General features: G+C 70.8%; 24 protein-coding genes. 4 read left to right on the top strand and 20 right to left on the bottom strand.

Annotated elements, in window-relative coordinates; genetic code table 11:
- Positions 1 to 121: 121 nt before the first annotated feature.
- Positions 122 to 721 (bottom strand): TetR family transcriptional regulator, encoded by a 600-nt coding sequence (locus tag QQG74_RS20085; RefSeq protein ID WP_341716308.1) that lies wholly within the window; start codon positions 719 to 721, stop codon positions 122 to 124.
- A 68-nt stretch (positions 722 to 789) separates the two neighbouring features.
- On the opposite strand from QQG74_RS20085, the gene QQG74_RS20090 reads away from it, so the two are divergent.
- Complete coding sequence (locus tag QQG74_RS20090) at positions 790 to 2,781, top strand: acyl-CoA dehydrogenase (protein WP_341716309.1); 1,992 nt, start codon at positions 790 to 792, stop codon at positions 2,779 to 2,781.
- Positions 2,782 to 2,843: 62 nt separating this feature from the next.
- Here QQG74_RS20090 and QQG74_RS20095 read toward each other — a convergent pair whose 3' ends face one another.
- The 15 genes from QQG74_RS20095 to QQG74_RS20165 are packed head-to-tail and all read right to left on the bottom strand — an operon-like array spanning position 2,844 to position 16,061.
- Positions 2,844 to 3,698: a 3-hydroxyacyl-CoA dehydrogenase family protein gene (locus QQG74_RS20095; protein ID WP_341716310.1), complete on the bottom strand. Its 855-nt coding sequence runs from the start codon at positions 3,696 to 3,698 to the stop codon at positions 2,844 to 2,846.
- An 11-nt stretch (positions 3,699 to 3,709) separates the two neighbouring features.
- Complete coding sequence (locus QQG74_RS20100; RefSeq protein WP_341716311.1) at positions 3,710 to 4,693, bottom strand: NADPH:quinone oxidoreductase family protein; 984 nt, start codon at positions 4,691 to 4,693, stop codon at positions 3,710 to 3,712.
- A gap of 30 nt (positions 4,694 to 4,723) precedes the next feature.
- Positions 4,724 to 5,857 (bottom strand): CaiB/BaiF CoA-transferase family protein, encoded by a 1,134-nt coding sequence (locus QQG74_RS20105; RefSeq protein WP_341716312.1) that lies wholly within the window; start codon positions 5,855 to 5,857, stop codon positions 4,724 to 4,726.
- Positions 5,854 to 6,135, bottom strand: a complete 282-nt coding sequence (locus QQG74_RS20110; protein WP_341721294.1) for an acyl-CoA dehydrogenase family protein — start codon at positions 6,133 to 6,135, stop codon at positions 5,854 to 5,856. The genes QQG74_RS20105 and QQG74_RS20110 overlap by 4 nt, the downstream gene beginning before the upstream one ends.
- On the bottom strand, positions 6,078 to 6,872 hold the full coding sequence (locus tag QQG74_RS20115) for an acyl-CoA dehydrogenase family protein (protein ID WP_341716313.1): 795 nt from the start codon (positions 6,870 to 6,872) through the stop codon (positions 6,078 to 6,080). The genes QQG74_RS20110 and QQG74_RS20115 overlap by 58 nt, the downstream gene beginning before the upstream one ends.
- Complete coding sequence (locus QQG74_RS20120) at positions 6,869 to 7,654, bottom strand: enoyl-CoA hydratase-related protein (RefSeq protein ID WP_341716314.1); 786 nt, start codon at positions 7,652 to 7,654, stop codon at positions 6,869 to 6,871. Before QQG74_RS20120 ends, QQG74_RS20115 begins: the two co-directional genes overlap by 4 nt.
- Positions 7,651 to 8,520, bottom strand: coding sequence for a 3-hydroxyacyl-CoA dehydrogenase family protein (locus tag QQG74_RS20125; protein ID WP_341716315.1), 870 nt, complete (start codon positions 8,518 to 8,520; stop codon positions 7,651 to 7,653). Before QQG74_RS20125 ends, QQG74_RS20120 begins: the two co-directional genes overlap by 4 nt.
- Positions 8,521 to 8,532: 12 nt before the next feature.
- On the bottom strand, positions 8,533 to 9,411 hold the full coding sequence (locus QQG74_RS20130; protein ID WP_341716316.1) for a 3-hydroxyacyl-CoA dehydrogenase family protein: 879 nt from the start codon (positions 9,409 to 9,411) through the stop codon (positions 8,533 to 8,535).
- Positions 9,408 to 10,649, bottom strand: a complete 1,242-nt coding sequence (locus tag QQG74_RS20135) for an acyl-CoA dehydrogenase family protein (RefSeq protein WP_341716317.1) — start codon at positions 10,647 to 10,649, stop codon at positions 9,408 to 9,410. Before QQG74_RS20135 ends, QQG74_RS20130 begins: the two co-directional genes overlap by 4 nt.
- Positions 10,646 to 11,458 carry an enoyl-CoA hydratase-related protein gene (locus tag QQG74_RS20140; RefSeq protein ID WP_341716318.1) on the bottom strand — a complete coding sequence of 271 codons (813 nt, stop codon included), beginning with the start codon at positions 11,456 to 11,458 and terminating at the stop codon, positions 10,646 to 10,648. The genes QQG74_RS20135 and QQG74_RS20140 overlap by 4 nt, the downstream gene beginning before the upstream one ends.
- Positions 11,455 to 12,747 (bottom strand): CoA transferase, encoded by a 1,293-nt coding sequence (locus tag QQG74_RS20145; protein ID WP_341716319.1) that lies wholly within the window; start codon positions 12,745 to 12,747, stop codon positions 11,455 to 11,457. Before QQG74_RS20145 ends, QQG74_RS20140 begins: the two co-directional genes overlap by 4 nt.
- Before the next feature lie 24 nt (positions 12,748 to 12,771).
- Positions 12,772 to 13,152, bottom strand: a complete 381-nt coding sequence (locus QQG74_RS20150; RefSeq protein ID WP_341716320.1) for a MaoC/PaaZ C-terminal domain-containing protein — start codon at positions 13,150 to 13,152, stop codon at positions 12,772 to 12,774.
- A complete protein-coding gene (locus QQG74_RS20155; protein WP_341716321.1) occupies positions 13,145 to 13,588 on the bottom strand; it encodes a hypothetical protein in 444 nt (147 codons plus the stop codon). The genes QQG74_RS20150 and QQG74_RS20155 overlap by 8 nt, the downstream gene beginning before the upstream one ends.
- Entirely contained in the window at positions 13,585 to 15,264 is a 1,680-nt protein-coding gene (locus QQG74_RS20160; RefSeq protein ID WP_341716322.1) for an AMP-binding protein, read from the bottom strand. Before QQG74_RS20160 ends, QQG74_RS20155 begins: the two co-directional genes overlap by 4 nt.
- A 35-nt stretch (positions 15,265 to 15,299) precedes the next feature.
- Positions 15,300 to 16,061, bottom strand: a complete 762-nt coding sequence (locus QQG74_RS20165) for an SDR family oxidoreductase (protein ID WP_341716323.1) — start codon at positions 16,059 to 16,061, stop codon at positions 15,300 to 15,302.
- Positions 16,062 to 16,360: 299 nt separating this feature from the next.
- Between QQG74_RS20165 and QQG74_RS20170 the strand changes: the two genes are divergently transcribed.
- Together QQG74_RS20170 and QQG74_RS20175 are read left to right on the top strand one after the other, a co-directional pair.
- Complete coding sequence (locus QQG74_RS20170) at positions 16,361 to 17,035, top strand: FadR/GntR family transcriptional regulator (RefSeq protein ID WP_341716324.1); 675 nt, start codon at positions 16,361 to 16,363, stop codon at positions 17,033 to 17,035.
- Between the two features lie 107 nt (positions 17,036 to 17,142).
- Positions 17,143 to 17,916: an SDR family oxidoreductase gene (locus QQG74_RS20175; protein ID WP_341716325.1), complete on the top strand. Its 774-nt coding sequence runs from the start codon at positions 17,143 to 17,145 to the stop codon at positions 17,914 to 17,916.
- 101 nt (positions 17,917 to 18,017) lie between these two features.
- On the opposite strand, the gene QQG74_RS20180 is transcribed toward QQG74_RS20175, so the two are convergent.
- Positions 18,018 to 18,377 carry a hypothetical protein gene (locus tag QQG74_RS20180; RefSeq protein WP_341716326.1) on the bottom strand — a complete coding sequence of 120 codons (360 nt, stop codon included), beginning with the start codon at positions 18,375 to 18,377 and terminating at the stop codon, positions 18,018 to 18,020.
- Positions 18,370 to 19,713, bottom strand: coding sequence for an MFS transporter (locus QQG74_RS20185; protein WP_341716327.1), 1,344 nt, complete (start codon positions 19,711 to 19,713; stop codon positions 18,370 to 18,372). The genes QQG74_RS20180 and QQG74_RS20185 overlap by 8 nt, the downstream gene beginning before the upstream one ends.
- Before the next feature lie 192 nt (positions 19,714 to 19,905).
- Between QQG74_RS20185 and QQG74_RS20190 the strand changes: the two genes are divergently transcribed.
- Positions 19,906 to 20,277, top strand: a complete 372-nt coding sequence (locus QQG74_RS20190) for a YciI family protein (RefSeq protein ID WP_341716328.1) — start codon at positions 19,906 to 19,908, stop codon at positions 20,275 to 20,277.
- A gap of 22 nt (positions 20,278 to 20,299) precedes the next feature.
- On the opposite strand, the gene QQG74_RS20195 is transcribed toward QQG74_RS20190, so the two are convergent.
- Both QQG74_RS20195 and QQG74_RS20200 read right to left on the bottom strand, forming a co-directional pair.
- Entirely contained in the window at positions 20,300 to 21,508 is a 1,209-nt protein-coding gene (locus QQG74_RS20195) for a DUF6596 domain-containing protein (protein ID WP_341716329.1), read from the bottom strand.
- A 143-nt stretch (positions 21,509 to 21,651) separates the two neighbouring features.
- Positions 21,652 to 22,452: an alpha/beta fold hydrolase gene (locus tag QQG74_RS20200; protein WP_341716330.1), complete on the bottom strand. Its 801-nt coding sequence runs from the start codon at positions 22,450 to 22,452 to the stop codon at positions 21,652 to 21,654.
- Position 22,453: the final 1 nt, after the last annotated feature.

The raw sequence follows: 22,453 nt of genomic DNA on the forward strand, positions 1-22,453 counted from the left end.
ACTCAGGTCCGCAGGGGCAGAGGCCCGGCCTGCGGTGGTGTGGCGGCTCCCAACCGCGATCGTACTCTACGCATCGATGCGGCTGAGTCTTTCCGGTCAAGATGACGCCGCCGACCGGCGATTACTCCGCCATCTCCGCCACGACCCGCCAGACCTGGGCGGCGAGCCAGTCGGTGAGCCGGCTCCGCCCGACCTCGTCCTGGTGGTCGAACCACCAGATGATGCCGGCGTCGACCAGGCCGACGATGCTTGCCACCACGTACGCGGGCAGCCGCGCCTGGTAGCCGGCGGCGCGCAGGGTGGCGATGGCGGCCTCGGTGAGCTCGGGAACGGCCTGCGCGGTGCGCAGGCGCGCCCGGAACCGGTAGAGGTTCGGGTGCTCCACCGCCCAGCTCAGCACCCGGTCGATGACGCCGTGCACCACCTGCGGCGGCGCGCCCGGGGCGGACAGCGACGGGCGGATCCACGCACTGAGCAGGCGTGCCGCGTGCCGGGCGACGGCCTGGTCGAGATCGTCCTTGCTGGCGAAGTGGCGGTAGACGTGCGGCCTGGGCAGCCCGGCCCGGTCGGCCACCGCGCCCAGGCCGGCGATGGTGCCGTGCTCCTCGACGACCCGGATCGCGGCTTCCACGATCAACTGACGCCGCCGGGCGCGCTCCTGCGGGATCCCGGCGGCCCGGCGCGCGGCGATGGTGTCCCGTTTCACTGCGGCGTCGCCCACGCGGCCACTCTAGCGGGCCGGTAGTCTTGCTTGGGTACAGGCTGTACCCACGACCGTGCGAGGTAGCCATGACCAGTTCCGCGCCCGAGTCCATCGACCTCGCCCGCCTCCAGGAAGTCCTCGACGGGCCGTGGGCCGAGGTCCGCAACGCGCACCGGGAACAGCTCGACGAGCGATTCCTCCCGGTTTACGGCGAAAGCGGCGACCAGGCACGGGAGCGGATCAGCGGGCTGCTCACCGCGCTCCCCGTCGAGCTGGGTATCGCATCGGGCTTTCCCACCGAATACGGCGGCCGAGCCGACGTCGGCGCCTCGATCGTCGCCACCGAGATGCTCGCCCAGGTCGACCTGTCGCTGATGGTCAAGGCCGGCGTCCAGTGGGGCCTGTTCGGCGGCGCCGTGGCGGCCCTGGGCACCAAGCGGCACCACGACGCCTACCTACGGGACATCATCTCCGGTGCGCTGCTCGGCTGCTTCGCGATGACCGAGACCGGCCACGGCTCCGACGTCCAGCAGCTGCGCACCACCTGCACGTACGACCCGCAGACGCAGACCTTCGACCTGCACACCCCGCACGAGGCGGCCCGCAAGGACTACATCGGCAACGCAGCCCGCGACGGCCGGATGGCGGTGGTCTTCGCGCAGCTGATCACGGAAGGCCAACGGCACGGCGTACACGCCTGGCTGGTCCCCATCCGCGACGCGCAGGGCAACCCGCTGCCCGGGGTGACCATCGGCGACGCCGGCCCGAAGGCCGGCCTGCTCGGTGTGGACAACGGGCGGCTCAGCTTCGACCACGTCCGGGTGCCCCGGGACATGCTGCTGGACCGGTACGGTCAGGTCGCGGAGGACGGCACGTACACCAGCCCGATCGAGGACGACTCACGGCGCTTCTTCACCATGCTCGGCACCCTGGTCCGGGGCCGGGTCAGCGTGGGCGGTGCCGCAGCGGCAGCCACCAAGTCGGCGTTGACCATCGCGGTCCGTTACGGCGACACCCGCCGCCAGTTCCGCACACCCGACGCGGAGCGCGAGGTGCTGCTCAACGACTACCTGGCCCACCAGCGCAAGCTGCTGCCCGCGCTGGCCACCACGTACGCGCTGCACTTCGCCCAGGCCGAGCTGGTGGCCGCGCTGCACGAGGTGCAGGGCACCGACCAGCCGGTCGACGAGCACCGGCAACGCGAGCTGGAGTCCCGGGCCGCCGGGCTCAAGGCCGCGCAGACCTGGCATGCCACCCGCACCATCCAGACCTGCCGCGAGGCGTGCGGCGGGGCCGGCTACCTGGCCGAGAACCGGCTACCCGGCCTCAAGGCGGACACCGACGTCTTCACCACGTTCGAGGGCGACAACACCGTGCTGCTCCAACTGGTGGCCAAGGGGCTGCTGACCGGCTACCGGGACGAGTTCGGCTCGCTGGACGGCTGGGGCCGCGCCTCCTTCGTCGCCGAACAGGTCCGGGAGATGGTGCTCGAACGCACCGCCGCCCGCTCCCTCATCCAGCGGCTGATCAGCGCGGTGCCCGGCCGCGACGAGGAGGTCGCCGTCACCGACCGCGGCTGGCACCTCGCGATGTTCGAGGACCGCGAGAAGCACCTGCTGGAAACCGCAATCCGCCGCCTGCGGGGCGGCGCGGCCACCAAGAAGGACCGGCCCTTCGACATCTTCAACGACGTACAGGACCACGTCCTCACCGCCGCCGCCGCGCACATCGACCGGGTCACCCTGGAGGCGTTCGTCGCGGGCATCGAGCGCACCACGGACCCGGCGGTCCAGGCCCTGCTCTCCCGCGTCTGTGACCTGTACGCGCTAAGCGTCATCGAGGCCAACAAGGCCTGGTTCCTGGAGCACGGGCGACTCACCCCGGCCCGGTCCAAGGCGATCACCGTCGTGGTGAACGGCCTGCTCAAGGAGCTGCGCCCGCAGCTGCGTACGCTTGTGGACGGCTTCGCCATCCCCGACGCCTGGCTGCACTGCGCCATCCTGCGCGAGGAGTCCGACCGGCAGGAGGCGATGGCGAGCCACGACGCCGCCGGGGATCCCCAGCCGGTTCCGGCATAGGTTTCGACGGTTACCGGGAGCGGTGCGGACCGATCCGATCGTCTCCCGGACCGTCGTCCTTCTCACCAGTCGTAGAAGCCCTTGCCGGTCTTGCGCCCGAGGTGCCCCGCCGCGACCAACTCGCGCAGGATGGCGGGTGGCTCGAAGCGGTCGCCCAGCTCGCGAGCCAGCTGCTCGGCGATGGCGAGCCGTACGTCGAGCCCGACGACGTCGGTCGTCTTCAAGGGTCCCAACGGATGCTTGTAACCGAGCGTCATGGCGGTGTCGATGTCCTGCACCGACGCCACGCCCTGCTCCACCATCCGCATCGCCTCCACGGCCAGGGCCACCCCCAGCCGGCTGCTGGCGAACCCCGGCGAATTGGTCACCGTGATCGCGGTCTTACCGAGCGCCGCCACCCAGACCTGCGCCTGCTCGACGAGGTCCGGCGCGGTCCTGGCGCCGACCACCACCTCCACCAGCTCGCTCGCCGGCACCGGGTTGAAGAAGTGCAAGCCGACGAAGCGCTCCGGGCGGGCCAGGTGTCGCGCGAGATCGTCGACCGACAGGCTGGAGGTGTTGGTGGCGAGCACGGCGTCGGTGGCCACCTGCTCCACCTCGCGCAGCACTCGCCGCTTGAGGTCGAGGTCCTCCGGCACGGCCTCGATCACCAGGGCACACGCCCGCAACTGGGCGGCGTCCGTGGTGACGACCAGCCTGGAGAGGATCTCGGTTGCCGACGCCGGCAACGTCCCGCGCTGCTCGGCCTTTGCCGCACTGCCGGCCACCCGGCCACGGGCGGCCTCGACGGTCTCGGCGGAGGATTCGATGATCCGTACTGTCGCGCCGGCCAGCAGGAAGGCGTACGCGATGCCGGCGCCCATGCGCCCGCCGCCGTACACCCCCACGGTGGCCGGAACCCGGTCGGACTGACTCATGCCCACCCTCCTCAACCCCGACCGGTCGTCAACACGACCTTGCCCTTGACCCGGCCGTCCTTGACGTACTGGAGGGCATCGCCGGCCTGGTCGAGTGGGTACCTGGCGTCCACCGCCGCATCGACCTTCCCGTCCACGAACAGTTGGAACACCTCGGCCATGATCGAGCGCATCACCTCCGGCATCCGATCGCGGTAGTCACTGCTTTGCAGCCCCACGATGCTGATGCTCTTGACCAGGATGTGTCCCGGCTTGATGGGGTTCTGGCCACCCGAGGCGAAACCGACGATGACGACGCGGCCCTCCCAGGCGGTCGCCCGGATGACCTGGGTGAGGAAATCGCCGCCGAGCATCTCGAGGACCACGTCCACCCCCCGGCCCTCGGTGGCCGCCAGCAGGTCGTCGCGGAGCGTGTCCGGGGTGGAGGTGAGCACCACGTCCGCACCCTGCCGGCGGGCCAGCTCCGCTTTGGCGGCGTCCTGGGCCAGCGCGATCACCCGCGCGCCGTACGCCTTGGCGAGCTGCACACCGGCGGAGCCGACGCCACCGCCCGCGCCGGTGACCAGGACGGTCTCCCCGGCCTTGAGCTGACCGCGCCGGAACAGCCCGAAGTAGGCCGTGGAGTAGACCAGCCCGGCGGCGGCTGCCGACTCGTAGGAGATGCCGTCCGGCAACTCCATCACCAGTTCCTCGGGAACCCGCAGCTGCTCGGCGTAGCCGCCGAACTCGACAAGCGCCAGAACCCGCTGACCGACCCGGAGCCGCTGAACCCCCTCCCCGACCGCCACCACCCGCCCGGCGGCCTCCTTGCCGGGGCTGAACGGCCGCTCCGGGAGGTTCTGGTAGGTGCCCTCGACGACGAGCAGGTCGGGGAAGTTGACGCTTACCGCGCCGACCTCGATCACGACCTCACCCGGGCCGGGCACCAGGTCGGGCAGGTCCGCGACGACGAGGGTGGACGGGGGGCCGAACTCCGTGACGAGCACAGCACGCATGGGGATCTTTCTCCTTCGGTTTGGCGGGCCTCAGGACCAGGGCGAGTCGTCGCCCAGATCGACGAGTGCGGGGTACGGCACCGTGCCGGGGCCGTGACGTAACGCCGGTGCGATGGGGCTGGGCAGGGTGGCGAACGAGTCCTGCGTCCCGGGTGCGGACACCCGCTCCGGCGCGGCGATGTCGACCAGGTTCGCCTGGACCGCCTCGTCCCAGGTGGCGACGACGACGGTGCACACGTCTGCACCGTCGAGCACGGACCGCCAGTGGTCGGCCGACCTGGCGGCGAACCGCTCGGCCAGCGCAGCGATCACGACCTGTTCCCGGCCGTGGTCGTCGTGGAACTCCGGATCGAGCCCCACCAACTCGACCAGGCGGTCCCAGAACTTCTGCTCCAGCGCCGCGCAGGCGACATGACGCCCGTCCGCGGTGCGGTAGACCTGGTAACGCGGGCTGCCGCCGGTGAGGAGTTCGGCACCGGGGCGGGGCCAACCACCGCCGGCCTGCCGGGTGGCGAAATAGCCGTACGCCAGCACCTGAAGGTTGTGCGTCATCGAGATCTCCAGGTGGACCGGCTCACCGGTGAGGTCCCGCTGCCGCAGCGCCAGCAGGATGTTCACCACCGCGGGATAGGTGCCGCCGGCGATGTCGGCGAGCACGGACACCGGCAGCCCGGGTGCCCCCGTGCGGTCGGTGACCACGCCCAGCAGCCCGGACTCGGCGAGATAGTTGAGATCGTGACCGGCCCGGGTGGCGCGGGGGCCGGTCGGCCCGTACCCGCTGATGGAGCAGTAGATGACGTCGGGGTTGACCGCGCGCACGTGCTCGTACCCCAGGCCGAGCCGGTCGGCGACGCCCGGTCGGAACTGCTCGATCACCACGTCGGCCTCGGCGGCCAGGCCGAGCGTCCGGTCCCGCTGGGCCGGGTCCTTGAAGTCGACGGCGTACGCCCGCTTGCCCCGGTTGAGCACCGCATAGTTGGCGCTCGCCTCGCCGAAACGCGGCTGGTAGGTACGCATCTCGTCGCCACGGCCCGGCCGTTCGAGCTTGACGACATCGGCGCCCGCCTCGGCCAGCAGCAGGGTCGCCAGCGGACCGGGCAGCAGAGTGGAGAGGTCCAGCACCCGCACACCGTGCAGGGGAAGCTGCCGCTGTGCGCTGGTCATGACGCCTCGTCCGGGAGGGTCGACGCCACCGCGTGGGTGTCTGCTGCGGCACGCAGCGAGACCGCGTCCCGCAGGTACCGTTCCACCGGATACTCGGTCAGGTAGCCGTAGCCGCCGTGTGACTGGAGCGCCGCGGCGGCCACCTCGATCGCGGCGTCACCGGCGTGCCGCATCGCGGCCAGCGTCTGCACCGGGCCCCCGGTCGCGGCCAGCGCCGCCGTCAGCGCCACCGAGGTCCGGGTGGCCTGGTCCGACAGCGACTTGCGGACGGCCGGCAGGGCGGTGAGGGGCCGCCGAACTGGTGCCGCTGCGCGGCGTAGGCCGCTGCGGCGTCGGCGGCGGCTGCGGCGATTCCGGCGGCGACCGCCGCAGCGCCTCGGCGCAACCGGATCCGCGCCGCGTCGACGTCGACACCGTCGAGCCGGTGCACGGTGCCCGCCGGTACGGAACCGGTGAACCGCACCGATCGGGTCAGGGCACCGGCCAGCCCGGTCCGCTCCAGTGGTCGGCTGCTCGTCACCTCCGGTCGCACCAGCACCGCGCGGTGCGCACCGAGCAGCAGCAGGTACGGCGCCTCGGCGGCCGGGTCGATCCGGTCCACCGAACCGTCGAGCGTCTCGCCCGACCAGAGCAGTCGCGCCTGCCGCGACGTCGCGTCGACGACAGCGACCGCTGCGGCAGCCGAGTGCACCGCGTCGACCAGGTCGGCGAAGCGGTGGTCACCGCCGAGCACGTCGACCGCCGCGTGCGCCTGGGTGGCCGCCCAGCCGAGGGCGGGCCAGGCCCGGCCCAGGCGCTGCATCGCCACGGCGGTGGTGACCGGGTCCGCTCCCCCGCCACCGTGCCGCTCGTCCGTGCCGACGGTCCAGATGCCCAGCTCGGCGAGCTCGGTGGCGAGGCCGATGACGACGTCGGCGTCGTCGGAGAGCAGCACGTCACGGTCGGCGGCGAAAGCGTCCAACATGGCCGCCAGGTCGCGTTGCTCGTCGTCGAGGGCGGGGCCGAGCCAGCTCACGACCAGAAGCTTTCGGGATTCGGATCGCGCCGCTCCCGGAACGAGTCGCTCAGCTCGTGCGCCTCGCGGGTTTGGAGGTAGAGGCTCAACTGCTGGTCATGGGCCATCCGGGCCTGTCCGGAGACGCCGTTGTGGCGGGCCGAGAAGGCGGCCTTCAGACCGGCGATGGCCATCGGGCTACGGGAGGTGAGCTCACGCAGCACCGCGCCGACCCGGTCCCGGAACTCGTCGACCGGCACCACCTCGTTGACCAGGCCCATCGTCAACGCCTCGGCGGCGGAGTACTTGCGGTTGAGGTACCACATCTCCTTGGCCCGCTTACGGCCGATGGTGTCCTCCAGATACCAGGACCCGTAGCCGGCGTCGAAGCTGCCGACCATCGGCCCGACCTGCCGGAACACCGCGTTCTCCGCGGCGATCGTGAGATCGCAGACGGTGTGCAGCACGTTGCCGCCGCCGACCGCGAACCCGTTCACGGCGGCCACCACCGGCTTGGCGATGGTGTCGATCGCCTGGTAGACGTCGACGATCGGGAGAACCTGCGACTGGTCCAACGACGTGACCGGGTCGTGCTCACCACCGATGCAGAAGAACTTGTCCCCGGCCCCGGTGAGGACCGCAGCGCGCAGGCCGGGATCGAGCCGGAACCGTTGCAGCGCGTCGCACAGTTCCAGACACGTCTGCTGACGGAGTTTGTTCCCCGCCTGCGGGCGGTTGATGGTCAGCGTGAGAACCGGGCCGTCGCGGTCGACGAGAATGTCGTCGTAGTTCGGTGCGGTCACGTGATGTCCTTTTCTCCGGTGCGGAAGCCCTTGCCGTTCTTGGTGCCGAGCTGACCGGCGGCCACCATCTGCCGCAGCAGCGGCGGCGGGGCGTACCGGTCGTCCGACGTGGCGGCGTACGCGTTCTCGGTGGCGTGCAGGTGCACGTCGAGGCCGACCATGTCGAGCAGTTCGAGCGGGCCGGACTTGTAACCCAGGCCCAGCTTGAGCGCCAGGTCGATGTCCTCGGCGGTGGCGAGCCCGTCGTCGTACTCCTGGATGACGTCGTTCAGGTACGGCAGCAGCAGGGCGTTGATCAAGAATCCGGGACGGTCCTTCACCACGACGGGTTGTTTGCCGTCCAGGTCGTTCACCAGCGCGACCAGCCGGTCGACGAGATCCTGGTCCGTGTGCATGGCGCGGACCACCTCGACGGTACGCATCACCGGTGCGGGATTGAAGAAGTGCAGCCCGGCGACGCGGCCGGGGTTGGGCACCGCGGCGGCGAGTGCGGTCACCGATAGCGCCGAGGTGTTGGTGACGATCGGGGTGGCCGCGCCGACGACGTCGGCGACCACGGCGAGGAGTTCCCGCTTGGCCGCCAGGTTCTCGGTCACCGACTCGACGACGAGGTCGACGTCGGCCAGGTCGCTCAGCGACGTGCTGGTGGTGATGCGGGCGAGGGTGTCCTGCTGCGCGGCCACGCTCACCTTGCCGCGGGCCACGCCCGCGTCGAGGAAGGCGGCGATGGCGCTGCGGCCCGCTTCGGCGCGGGACTTGTCGGTCTCCACGGCGACGACGTCGCGACCGGACGCGGCGAACACCTGGGCGATGCCGCTGCCCATGGTGCCCAGACCGAGTACGGCGATCCGGCGGAACTGATTCATCGTCTGCCTCCCTCAGGATCCGAAGAGCCGGGTGTTGTCGTACTCGTAGAAGCCGCGGCCGGTCTTGCGGCCGAGGTCACCGGCGGCGACCATCCGGTCGACCATCGGCGGCGGGAAGAAGCGCGGATCGCGCAGTTGCTCGTACAGCCGCGTCGCGACCTGCTGGTGGATGTCGAGGCCGACGATGTCCAGCAGTCGGAAGGGCCCCATCGGGTGACCGAGGGCGCCGCGCACCGCAGCGTCGATGTCCTCCTTGGTGGCCACGCCGGCTTCGAGCGCCCGGATGCAGGAGTTCTCCCACGGGATCAGGAACCGGTTGACGATGAACCCCGGTCGGTCCTTGGTGACCACCGAGACCTTGCCGAGGGAGCCGAGGAACTCCTCGGTCGCCTGGTGCGCCCACCCGCCGGTGTGCCGGCCGTCGGCCACCTCGACGAGTTTCATCAGCGGCGCCGGGTTGCAGTAGTGGGTGCCGACGACCCGCTCCGGACGACGGGAACCGGACGCGATGGCGGTGACCGACAGCGTCGAGGTGTTCGTGTGGAACAGCGTCGTGTCCGACACGATCTCGTCGAGGCGGCCGAACATGTCCTTCTTCAGTTTGAGGTCCTCGAAGACCGCCTCGACCACCACGTCGCAGGGCGCCAGGTCGACAAGGTCGGTGGTGCCCACGAGGTTGTCCTTGGCCGCCTGCCCGGCAGCGGCGTCCAGCTTGCCGAGTTGGACGCTCTTGTCGAAGAAGCCGTGCACGGTCTCGATGCCGCGCTTGAGGTTGTGCTCGTCGATGTCGAACAGGATGGTCCGGTGACCGGCCCGGGCCATGACTGTGGCTATGCCGGAGCCCATCGTGCCGGCGCCGAGCACGGCGACGGTCTTGTTCTTGTTCTTCACACGCTCTCCTTGCGGTCGCTCCAGCACTCCAACGCGCGGGTGATCTCGCGGCCGATCAGGATCCGCTGGATCTCGTTGGTGCCGTCGTAGATCTGGGTCACCTTGGCGTCACGCAGGCAGCGTTCGACCCCCAGCGCGGCGAGGTCGCCGTACGGGCCGAGGATCCGGGTGGCCTCGACCGCTGCGGCGAAGCCCAGGTCGGTGCAGGACTGCTTCATCATCCCGATCTGCCCGGTCGAGATGTCATCGGCGTGGTCCGCCTGACGCGCCACCGCGTGCAGGAGCAGCCGGCCCTGAAGGATCCGGCCACGCAGGTCGGCCAGGGCGCAGAGGTGTTCGTCGGGCAGCCGCGTGCCGTGCATCCGGGTCAGCGTCGCAAGCGTCCGCGCGTAGGCCGCTCGGGCCAGCCCGACGCCCTGCGCGGCGGCGCTGATCCGGGACTTCACCACCGAACTCATCACCACGCGCCAGCCCTCGCCTTCGGCACCCAGCCGGTGGCCGGTCGGCACGCGTACGTGGTCGAAGAAGAGTTCGGCGGTGCTGGAGCCGTGCATGCCCAGCTTCTGGAACGGCTGACCCGCTCGCACGCCGTCCCAGCCGCCCTCGACGACGAAGGCGCTGACGCCGCCGCGGCCACGAGTCCGGTCGGTGGTGGCGAAGCAGACGATGACGCCGGCCCGGTCCCCGGTGGTGATGAAGGTCTTGGCCCCGTTGAGCAGGTAACCGTCCGGTGTCGGGCGGGCGGTGGTGCTGAGGCTGGACACGTCGCTGCCGGCGTCCGGTTCGGTGATCGCCAGCGATCCGTACACCGAGCCGTCGAGCAGGCCGGGAATGTACCGCGCGGCCAGGTCGTCGCTGCCGGCGATCATGATGGGGTACGCCGCGTGCGTCTGCGTCATGAAGATCAGCGAGGTGGCGGCGCAACCGGCGGTGATCTCCTCCATGGCGACGGCGTAGGCGACGTTGCCGTCCCCGCTGCCGCCCAGGCTCGGCGGGAAGATCAGACCCATCAGGCCCGCCCGGGCGAGCGCCTGGACGCTGTCGTGCGCAAAGGTGTGCGTACGGTCGATGTGGTGCGCCCGTGGTGCCACCTCGCGGGAGACCACCTCGCGCGTGTGGGCGCGTACCTCGCGTTCCCGGGCGCTGAGCGCGGCGTCGACGACGGGTTCGTCGAGCCGCTCGTGCAGGGCCAGGTACGCCGCCGGGTCGCTGTCGATGTCGAGTGGCTGCACGCTCATTCGGCCTTCTCGGACGCGGGTGCCGGGTCGGTGAACCGGGGTGGTCGCCGTTCGAGGAACGCGGCGATCCCCTCGGCGGACTCGACCCCGGCGACGGCGAGGGCCGCCAGGCCGGTTTCCAGTTCGAGGCCGGCGTCGAGCGGGGCGTCCCGGCCGGTGTCCAGGGCGGTGAGGATCGCGCGTACGGCGGCCGGTCCCTGGGCGGCGATCTTCTCCGCAAGGGCCGACACGGTGGCCATGAGGTCGGCGGGGTCGACCGGGGGCACCGGGCTGAGCCCCAACTGGTAGGCGCGCTGGGCGTCCAGTCGCGCGCCGGTGAGCATGAGGTGCGCGGCGGCGGGGGCACCGATCACGCGGGGCAGGCGCTGGGTGCCGCCGTAACCGGGCATCAGGCCGAGACCGGACTCGGGCAGGCCGAGCGACGCCCGGGTCGACATCACGGCGAAGGTCGAGGCGAGGACGAGTTCGAAGCCGCCGCCGAGCGCGACGCCGTTGACCGCGGCGATGACCGGGATCTTCGCCCGCTCGACGTCCCGCAGCACCCGCTGTCCGGCGTGGAGCGTGCGGTGCGCGCGGTCCGCGCCCATGCCGGCCAGTTCCTTGAGGTCGGCGCCGGCACAGAACGCCTTCTCGCCGCTGCCGGTGATGACGACGGCGCGGATCGCGGGGTCGCCGTCGGCGTCGCGGACCGCGGCGTGCAGCCGGCGCAGCACCTCGGCGTTCAGCGCGTTGTACGCCTCGGGCCGATTGATGGTCACGGTCATGATCGAGCCGGCCCGCTCGACGACGACGGACTCGGTTGCGCTCATACGGCGACCTCCGATGCGGCCAGGCCCACGGCACCCGCTGCCGCCAGCTCGCCGATCTGCTCCTCGGTGTATCCCAGGTCCAGCAGGGTCGTACGGGTGTCCGCCCCCAGGACGGGGAAGCGTTCGTTGCGGGGTGTCTGCTGCGAGGCCAGGCGGAAGGGGCTACGGATGCTGACCAGGCTGTCCGGGAAGCCCTGAACCGGAAGGATCGCCCCGCGCGCCACGACCTGGGGATCCTTGACGACCTCGGCGAGGGTCTGCACCAGCGCAGCGGGCACGTCGACCTCGGCGAACAGCCGCAGCCACTCGGCCGCGGGTCGGGTGGCGATGCGTGCTGCCACCAGTTCGGTGATCCGGGCGCGGTCGGCCCGGCGGCCGGCGTTGTCCGCAAGCGCCGGGTCCGCGCTCAACTCGGGCAGCTGAACGACGGCGCAGAACCGCTGCCACATGGCGTCGTTGCCGATCGCGATCACGATGGTCCGGTCCTCGGCCTCGAACGGCTGGTACACGGCCAGCACCGAGTCGGTGCCGCCGCTTGGCGCCGGCTCCGGCTCGCCGGCGCAGTAGGCGGCGACCCGGGGTGCCATCAGGGCGAGGTCGGTGTCCAGCAGGGACACGTCGATGAGTTCACCCTGCCCGGTGCGGCACTGCCGGACCAGCGCGGCGTTGACGGCGATCGCCGCGGCCATGCCGGACGCCACGTCGGAGAGCGCGGTGGAGACCCGCTGCGGCGCTCCGCCGCGCTCGCCGGTGACGGACATCAGCCCGGAGCGCGCCTGGGCCACCAGGTCGTATCCGGGTAGTTCCCGATCGGGACCGGTGAGGCCGAACCCGGACATGGCGCAGTAGACAAGTCGCGGGTTGCGGCGGCGCAGGGTCTCGCCGTCGATGCCGATGCGGCTGAGCTTCGCGGGGTTCATGTTCTGGAGGAAGACGTCCGCGGTGTCGAGCAGCCGCAGCAGCGCCTCGCGACCCGCGGCGGCCCCGAGGTTGAGCACGATCGACTGCTTGTTGCGGTTGGCGGAGGCGAACCAGGCCGAGGCGCCCTCCACGAACGGCGGGCCCCAGGACCGAGCGTCGTCACCTCCACCGGGACGCTCCACCTTGATCACTGTGGCTCCCAGGTCGGCCAGGTACATCGCGGCGGTCGGACCGGCGTAGGAGGTGGTCATGTCGACCACACGTACGCCCGCGAGGGGTCCCGCCGACCCGGCCGCAGATCCATTGCCAGTGTCCAAGAGAGTCACCCCATAATAATGTTGGACATTTGTAGATTGGTCAACACTCACCGGCTTTCGTTCGGCTTTCCGCTGCTACGACCGCTCGGGCGTCAGCACGGCCACCCCGGACAGCACCAGGCGATCCGCCTGGTGGGCGTCGACCCGTACGGACCCCCGAGTGTCGCCCCGGGCGAACCGTACGCTGATCGGCACCGCCGGCAGCATCGGCGCCTGGAACCGGCATTCGAACGAGCTGAGGCGTCCGCCGTGCGCAACCGCGTGACGTCCGAGACAGCTGGCCACGTATCCGTAGACGTACATGCCGTGCAGGATCACGCCGGGCAGGCCGACCCGCCGGGCCACTGCCGGGTCGAGGTGCACCGCGCTGTGGTCCCCGGAAACCTGTGCGTAGTCCTGCGGCACGTTGGTCGAGGGTGCCCAGACCACCGGCGCGGGCACCGGGATCTCACTCATGACGCAGCGCATGCGTGCTGGTGCCGCTCAACCACAGCTGACCGTCCCGGGTGCGGGACTCGGTCTCCACGTCGAAGAAGACCGCGCGGGTGGTCGACTTGACCCGGCCGATCCAGGCCCGGGTCTCGATCGAGGCACCGAGGGTGACGGGCGCGTGCCACGCCAGGGCTTGCGATGCGTGCACGTTGTGGTCGAAGGGCAGGTCGAGTCGGCGGTCGTGCAGGACCGTCAGGACGGCGCGCATGGTGAGGGCGGCGGCCAGCGCGGGTGACACGTCCCCGCTCCCCTCTAGCCGGTCGACCGGGGTGCCGTCGAGATCGGCGTGGCCGAGCACGCCGGCCGGATCGATCGTCTCGTAGGTCCGCCACAGCCCCCGCCGTCCCCGCAGTCGCACGAGTCGGTCGAGCACCGGGGCGGGATCCCAGGTCCCGGTCACGACGCTGCCGTCTGCACCGACGCCAACTGCTCGCGGAGTTCCACCTTGCGGATCTTCCCGCTGGGCGTCTTGGGCAGGCTCGGCACCAGCACCAGGCGCTCCGGCAGGAAGTGCTTGGAGACGCCGTTGTCGAGAAGATGCCGGACGAGGTCGGCGAGGACCAGCTCGTCGGTGCGAGCATGCACCACCGCGCAGGCCCGCTCCCCGAGCCGCTCGTCGGGCACACCGACGACGGCCACGTCGATCACGTCAGGATGGGTGTAGAGGACGCTCTCCACCGCGACCACGGGGATGTTCTCCCCGCCCCGGATGATGATGTCCTTGCTGCGCCCCTCGAGGTAGACCAACTGGTTCTCGTCGATGCGGGCGGTGTCGCCGGTGTCGAACCAGCTCTGCGCGTCGATCTCCGCACGGGTCCGCTCGGTCAGGCTCTCGTACCCGAGGAAGAGTCCCGCGCTGCGGACCTGCATCCGACCCGGCGTGTTGGTGGCCAGCGGCTCGCCGTCGGAGCCGACGACCCGGACCTCGACGCCGGGCACCGCCCGGCCGTCGCTGGCGAGTTCGGACTCGGACATGCCGGGTCGGCAGGAGACCCCGATGCCGATCTCGGTCATCCCCCAGGCAGAGCCCACCCAGCAGTTGAAGGCTTCGCGACCGGCAGCCGGCAGCGACCGCGGGACCGGCGAACCCGTGGTGATGACGGCCCGCAGCGCGCCGCGCGGGTCACCGACGAGGTCGGTGGTGAGCAGGTCCTGGAGGAATGTCGGGGCACCGAAGAACACCGTGGCCCGCTCCGCGCGCAGGAAGGCCGCCGCCGCCGGTGGGTGCCACTTCTCCAGGTAGGCGGCCGTGCCCTGGAGGTACGTGGTCAGCAGCACCCCCCACAGGAAGCCGCTGTGGTGACCGACCGGTGAGACCACCGCGTTCACCAGCGGGGCACCGAGGTTGTCCGCCCCGAAGTAGGCCACCCAGTTCCGCAGCACCGCGATCAGGGTCTGGTTGGTGTTCATGACACCCTTGGGTGCGCCCGTGGTGCCGGAGGTGAAGCCGATGTGGCAGAGCCCGCGCGGGTCGACGGTGGGCAGGTCGGCGTCGGCGGTCGGGACCGCCAGGTCGGCGAAGGCGAACTCGCCCTCGGCCAGGTCCGCCGCGCCACGCACCGCGATCAGCGGCTTCGCCGCCGGGCACGAGGCCCGTACCACCGCCAGCGGGGTGGCGCTGGCGACCTGCTCCTGCGTCACGACCACCTTCGCCCCGGTCGAAGCCAGGATGTGCCCGACCTCCTTGGTGCCGTAGGCGACCGGGATGCCGGTGTAGACGGCGCCGGCTCGGTTGATGGCGAAGATGAGCGCGGCGAACTCGATGCAGTTCGGCAGCATCACCACTACCGAGTCACCTGCGGCGACTCCCCGCGCCCGCAGGCCCACGGCCAGGTCGGTGACGTAGGCGTCGAACTGCGCGTAGGTCAGGGCGCGACGGCTGCCATCCGGCCCAGCGGAGTCCACCACCGCGAGCACGTCGGGCCGGGCGGCAGCCGCATCGGTGAGCAGGGAGGCCAGGGTCTGAGCGGTCCACTGGCCACTGGTCTCGTAGGCTTGCGCCAGTTCGGGCGTCAACCTGCTGTCGGGGCGGATGCCCGGGTGCCCGCTCACCGCGGCTGTTTCCGGCAACGTCACGATGCCCTCCTCGTTGGTTTGTGTTGCTCGGCCGCTCAACGCGCGGTCTCTCCCCCGTCGACGGTCAGCACCGCTCCGGTCAGAAACGTGCTGCTGGGGTCACAGAGGGGTCCCATCGCCGCCACGACGTCATCGACCGCTCCGAACCGCCGCGCGGGCACCGCCTTGACCACCCGGGCGCTGCGGTCCGGGTCCGCGCGGATGGCCGCGTTCAGATCGGTCGCGATGAACCCGGGGGCGATGGCGTTGACCTGGACGCCGTAGCGCGCCCACTCGACCGCCATGCTGCGGGTGAACGAGACGACGGCCGCCTTCGACGCGCAGTAGGCGGCGTGCTCGCTGACGCCCTTGAACGCGTAGTTCGAGGCGACGTTCACGACCCGGCCGTGGCCCTGGGCGGTCAGGATGGCACCCGCCGCGCGGGTGACCCGTACCGTGCCGAGGACGTTTGTCTGCCATGCCAGATTCCACGGATCGTCACCGGCGGCGAGCAGCGCGCCCGGAGTCAGCACACCCGCGCAATTGACAAGCAGGTCCAGCCCGCCGAGGTCCGCCACCGCCGCAGCGACGAAGCGCTGGATGGAGGCGTGCTCCGTAACGTCCACGACGTGGGGGTAGGCATCGCCGCCACCAGCGGCGATGCCGTCAGCCACCGCGCTGAGCGCGGTGGCGTCCCGACCGCCGACCGCGACCCTCGCTCCGGCTGCCGCCAACGTCTGGGCGATCGCTGCGCCGATCCCCCTGCTGGCACCGGTGACGATGGCCCTGCGGCCGGCCAGATCCGGGAAACCTGACATCTGCTCCTCCTCGCGCAGGGCCGCGCCCGGGGCCCTGCCTTCGAACGGGTCGACCGCGCCCGCGAGACGCGGAGACCAGTACGCACGCCATAATGTCGAACATTCGCCGACTGGGCAAGTAGTGACGACACGGCTTGCCGCCCCGCATGCAGCACGCGGGAACCGGTAGACTTCCGGACCGATGGCTGACTGTCGGACAGCCTGGCGCTGCCTTCTTCGACAAGGACGTGAGGCCCGTCTTGGAAACCACTGGTAAGGCCCGCGCTCTCGGGCATGCGGTCGCTCGTCCGCGTGAGCAGGTGGAGGACCGCATCCGTCGGGCGATCCTCGACGGCGAACTCAAACGCGGCGAACGCCTTCCCTCGGAGGCCGAACTCGCGCGCCAGTTCAAGGTGAGCAGGACGACGGTACGGGAAGCGCTGCGCTCGCTGTCCACGCAGAACCTCATCGAGAAGGTGCCGGGCGCCGGTGGCGGCAGCTTCGTTCGGGCGGTGGACCACGAGGCGCTCGGCGAGATCCTCTCCGAATCCATGAAGAACCTGCTCAGCCTCGGCAGCATCGCCGCCGACGAGGTGCAGTCCGTGCGCGAGTACCTTGAGGTGCCGGCGGTCCGCCTGGCGGCCGGGCACCGCGGTCCGGATGACCTGGCCCTGCTGCACGAGATCATCGAGCGGCAGAAGTCGGTTCGGGTGACGCATCCGTCGGTGCCCCAGCTCGACGTCGACTTTCATTCGGCGATCGCTCGCGCGTCCGGCAACCGGGTCCTGGGGTCGTTCGTCCAGGCCCTGCACGAACAGACGATGCCGGTACGCTTTCTCGATCTCTCCGAAGAGGTCGGTGCCGAGACCGTGCTTCAGCACCTCCAGATCGTGAAGGCGATCGAGGCGGGTGACGCGGACGCGGCCCAGGAGGCGATGGTGACCCACCTTCGGTACCTACAGGCCCACCGCGCCGGGCCGGTCGACCGCGCCTGACTCCGGGGCCGGGCCGGGGGCCCCGGCCCGGGGCGCATCCTTGTCGTCGCGACAACTGTCCGACAATAATCAGGCAGTTCTCGAACAGTCGACGCAGGGAGCAAGCGATGGGCACTTTCCAAGGACGGGTAGCGGTGGTGACCGGCGCGGCAGGCGGACTGGGCGGCTCGATCGCGGGCCGGTTCGTCGACGCCGGCGCGAACGTCGTGCTCGTGGACGTGCAGGCCGACCGGCTGCGCAAGGTTTCCGAGCAGCTCGGTGCCGCTGAACGGGTCCTGGTCCATGCCGCCGACCTGACCGACGAGGAGGCCGTGACCGGTCTGGCGGAGGCGACCGCCAACAGGTTCGGCACCTGTGACGTACTGGTGAACAACGCGGGCATCCTGGGCACCCCCGAGCCGCTGGCGACGCTGTCCACCGCGGCGTGGAACCAGACCATCGCGGTGAATCTGACCGCCGCCATGCTCTGCACCCGCGAGTTGGGCCGGCTCATGCTCGACCAGGGCCGCGGCGCCGTCGTGAACATCGCCTCGGTGGGCGCCCACTCACCGAACACCTCCCCCACCTACGGTGTCTCGAAGGCGGGCCTGATCGCGCTGACGCGGCACACCGCGGTGGAGTGGGGGCCGCTCGGCGTGCGGGCGAACGCCGTCAGTCCCGGCTTCGTACGCACGGAGATGTCGGCCGCGCACTACGCCGACCCGGATCTCCTGGCGATGCGCACCAAGCTCACTCCGGTGGGCCGCATCGGCGTCCCGGCCGACATCGCAAGCGTGGTGGCCTTTCTGGCGAGCGACGACGCCGCGTTCGTCAACGGCCAGGAACTGTTGGTCGACGGCGGTTTCCTGGCCGCCCCGCTGACGCACGTACAGGCCCGCTGACCGGCCGGGTTCCCGGGTCGACGGGGCCACGACCAACGGTGGCCCGGGGCGACGAACACCGCCCCGGGCCACCGCGTCGGTCCTGCGTAAGCGTCTGAAGCTCAGTCGCCGGTCTCCGTCCGGAGTGGCTCACCACGCTGGGTCAGGCCCGCCGGTCGAAGGATCTCCCGGGTGCGTACGACTCCCTCCGGCCACCGGGCGTCGAAGTCATCGAGCAGCGGTTGCAGCCTCGGCGACCCCACCGACTGCACAAGCGCGTCGAGGTCGTCGAACTCGTACTCGGCAAAGTGCACGCCGGGGCTGGTGACGCTCCAGCAACGCCGGCCCGACCTGGCCCCGAGCGTCTTGATGACCAGCGGGAGATGGTCGGTCTCGTACCAGTGGTCGAAGCTGTCCCGCAGATCGTCCCGAACCTCGGCCCGGACCAGGAACACTCCCGGGCCGGTGGTGGCCTCAGACATTGTTCAGGTCCTCGTCCTTGTGGGACACCCCGTGCCGGGTGAACAGGATGGTGAAGAACGCGATCACCGAGATGCAGGCGGCGAAGATCGAGATCGGCAGGGTGCTGCCGTAGTGGTCCATCAGCGCGACCGCAAGCGCCGGGGTGATGCCACCACCGATGACCGCGGCGATGGTGTACCCGAACGAGACGCCGGTGTAGCGGACCTGCGTGCCGAACAGCTCGGCGAGCCAGGTGCTCATCGGGCCGAAGAGCGACCCCAGGAAGATCAGGCCGACCGAGAAGGCCATGCCCGCCAACAGGTGGTTCTGGGTGGCGATCAGCGGGAACAGCGCGAAGACCCAGATCGCGAAACCGACGACCCCGACGAGCATCGGGGGGCGGCGGCCGACCTTGTCGGAGATGTGCCCGGAGAGCAGGATCGCGAAGAAGTAGAAGACGGACGCGATAAGGACCATCACCAGGCTGGACGTGGCGGTGAAGCCCACATCGTTACGGGCGTACGCCAGGGCGAAGATGATCGACAGGTAGTAGCCGGCGTGGATGCCGAGCGCGGCGCCGATCGAGGAGAACACGCTGCGCGGGTAACGCTTGAACATCTCGATGAACGGGATCTTGACGACCTCGGGAGTCTTCGACTGCTCGACGACCTCCTTGAAGGCCTGCGACTCTTCCAGCGACATGCGGATGTAGAGGCCGACGATGACCATGACGGCGCTCAGCAGGAACGGCACCCGCCAACCCCACGAGTTGAACGCGTCCTCGGGCATGAACGCCGAGGTCAGGGCGATCAGACCGGCGGCGAGGATGTACCCGATCGGCGAGGCGCTGCCCATCCAGGCGCCGAGCAGACCACGGCGGCGGGCCGCACCCTCGTGCTCGACCACCATCAGCACCGCACCGCCGTACTCGCCGCCGAGGGCCAGGCCCTGGATCAGCCGCAGGACGACGAGGAGGATCGGCGCCGCGATGCCGATCGAGGCGTAGGTCGGGAGCAGGCCGATGGCGAACGTGCCGATACCCATCATCAGCAGCGCGAGGACCAGCGCCTTCTTCCGGCCGTAGCGGTCGCCGAAGTGGCCGAACACGACGCCGCCGAAGGGGCGCGCGATGAACGCGACGCCGAACGTCGCAAGCGAGAGAAGCGTGCTGGTCAGCGGGTTTGACGAGGGGAAGAAGAGCGGCCCGAGGACGAGTGCCGCCATGGCGCCGAAGAGGTTGAAGTCGAACCATTCGATCACGGTGCCCACCATTGAGGCGACAGTGACCTTGCGGACGGAGTCCTTGCTGGCGGGAGGAGAAGCGGTGTCGGCGGTGGCAGCGGCGGTGTTTGTCATACCGGCTTCCTAATGTTCGACATTCGACGGGACGGTCGGACCATACCGCCGGGCCGTGATGAAGGCAACAGTCCTCCGGGCCAGCCCAGCCTTCGTCCGTCCGGGCAGCTGACCGCAGCGGGGTTTTTCTCCGGAACCTGTCGAGAGCCGGTGCGCGCCGTTCGTTACCCGGACGACACAGCAGTTCCCACCATGAGGAGCACGATGAAGTACGCGATGCTGATCTTCGGCGACGACCACGAGTGGACCGCACTCTCCCCGGCCGAGGAGGAGGACGTGATGGCACAGATCTACGGGTGGTACGAGCGGTGGCAGCCGACCGGCAAGATCGCCGAAGGTGGTGCCGAGTTGCAGCCCCGGGAGACGGCGAAGACCGTACGGGCCGGCGGAAACGGCCAGCCGGTGATCACCGATGGGCCGTACCTGGAACTGAAGGAGGTCATCGGCGGGGTCGTCATGCTGGAGTGCGACGACCTCGACGAGGCCGCCCGGATCGCGGCCACCTGGCCGCTCGGCACCGGCATGAGCGCGCTTGAGGTGCGCCCGGTGATGAGCCGCGAATAACGGCGACGCGGGGGCGCCGGTCTCACCGCCGGCGCCTCAGCTCAGCCACCCGGCGCGACATCAGCTCCCGCTCGGCCGGGTTCGTCGCCAGTTCCAGGGCCCGCTGCGCGGCCGTCAGCGCCTCGGCCGGACGGTTGAGGCTGGCCAGCAGGTCGGCCCGAGCGGCGTGCCACAGGTGGTAACCGGCGAGCCGGTCACCGAGCGCATCGACCTCGTCCAACGCCGGAGCCGGGCCCACCGCGAAGCGGGTGGCCACGGCCCGGTTCAACAGCACCACCGGCGACGGGTCCAGCGCGTACAGCCGGTCGTAGAGGGCCCGCACGTCGGCCCAGTTGGTGGCCGCGTACGAGGGTGCCAGGGCGTGCAGCGCGGCGATGCCGGCCTGCAACTGGTACGGCCCGGGACGGCCCTGGCGCACCGCCGCCCGCAGGCGCAGCGCCGCACGTTGGATCGCCGCCCGGTGCCAGAGCCGCCGGTCCTGCTGGTCGAGCAGCACGATGCGGCCCCACGAGTCGAACCGGGCGTCGGCGCGGGCGTGGTGCAACTCCAGCAACGCGGCCAGCCCGGCGGCCTCCGGCTCACCGGGCAGCAGCTCGGCGACCTGCCGCGCCAGCTCCACGCCCTCGCGGGCCAGCTCACGCCGCTGGGCGGACCGGCCACTGGACAGGTACCCCTCGTTGAACACCAGATAGATCACCGCGAGCACCGCCGGTAGCCGGTCGACGTACTCGTCCGGTTGGGGCACCTCGACGCGGATGCCGCGCTCCCGCAGCTGGCGCTTGGCCCGGGCGAGCCGCTGCGCCATCGTCGGCAGCGGCACCAGGAACGCGGCGGCGATCTCGGCGGTGCTCAGGCCGCTGGCAGCATAGAGCGTCAGCGCGACCCGGGCCGGCTCGGCAAGGTCCGGATGGCAGCACGCGAAGATCATGGCCAGCCGGTCGTCCACCCCCGGTTCCGGCGGCGGTTCGGCGGCCAACCGGGCCAGCTTGCCCCGGCCGACCGCGTCACGGCGCAGCCGGTCCAGCGCCTTACGCCAGCCGGTGGTGACCAGCCATCCGGTGGGGCTGGCCGGCACCCCCTCCGCCGGCCAGTGCTTGAGCGCCTCGGTCAGCGCGTCCGACAACGCCTCCTCGGCCCGGTCGAAATCGCCGAGCCGCCGGCTGAGCGCGCCGAGCATGCCTGCCGACTCCGTCCGCCAGATCCGGTCCAGCAGTTGCGCCACGTCGTCCACCGCACCAGAGTGCAGTACGCGCGGCAGGGCAGCGCCCGGTTCACTGGTCAGCTCAGCCGGGCAGCGCCCGGTTCACTGGTCAGCTCAGCCGGGCAGCGCCCGGTTCACTGGTCAGCTCAGCCGGGCAGCGCCCGGTTCACTGGTCAGCTCAGCCGGGCGGTAAGCGCGGCCACCACCTGCTCGTATTCCGGCACCAGATAGAAGTGGTCGCCGGGGAAGCTGGTCGACTCGAAGCCGCCGATTGTCAACTCGGCCCAGGCCCGCACCGTGTCGACGGTGCAGGTCGGGTCGTCGGTGCCGAGGAAGGCGGCGATCGGGGCGTGCACCTTGGCCGGCTCGCTCGGCAGGTAGCGGTAGAGCATCCGCAGGTCCGCCCGGAGCGCGGGCATGATCAGCTCGCGCAGCTTCGGTGAGCGCAGCAGCACCGGGTCGACCTCGCCGAGGGCGCCGATCCGGCCGAGCAGGTACTCGTCGTCGGCCAGGTCCGGGTCGAGTTCCACCTGCGAGATGTGCGGCGCGCCGTGCCCGGAGACGAAGAGCACGCTCGGCGTGAAGCCGTACCGGGACTCCAGCCGCAGGGTGACCTCGTACGCCACCGAGGCGCCCATGCTGTGGCCGAAGAACGCCAGCGGCCGGTCCAGGTACGGCACGAGCACGTCGCTGATCCGGTCGGCGAGCACGTCCATCTGCGCCACGCACGGCTCCGCCAGCCGGTCCTGCCGGCCGGGGTAGCAGACCGCAAGCAGGTCGGTGGCGTCGGGCAGCAGGGGCGCCCACGGCAGGTAGACGTTGGCGTTTCCGCCGGCATGCGGAAAGCAGACCAGCCGCAGGTCGGACCGCTCGGCCCGGCGGTAGGTCCGCAGCCACCGGCCGCGCGCCTCCACCCCGTCCATGTCACTTCCTTCCTCGGCCGCCACCGGCGCCCGCTCGACCGGCGGTGCCACC

The organism is Micromonospora sp. FIMYZ51, from assembly GCF_038246755.1.
Taxonomy (GTDB): Bacteria; Actinomycetota; Actinomycetes; order Mycobacteriales; family Micromonosporaceae; genus Micromonospora.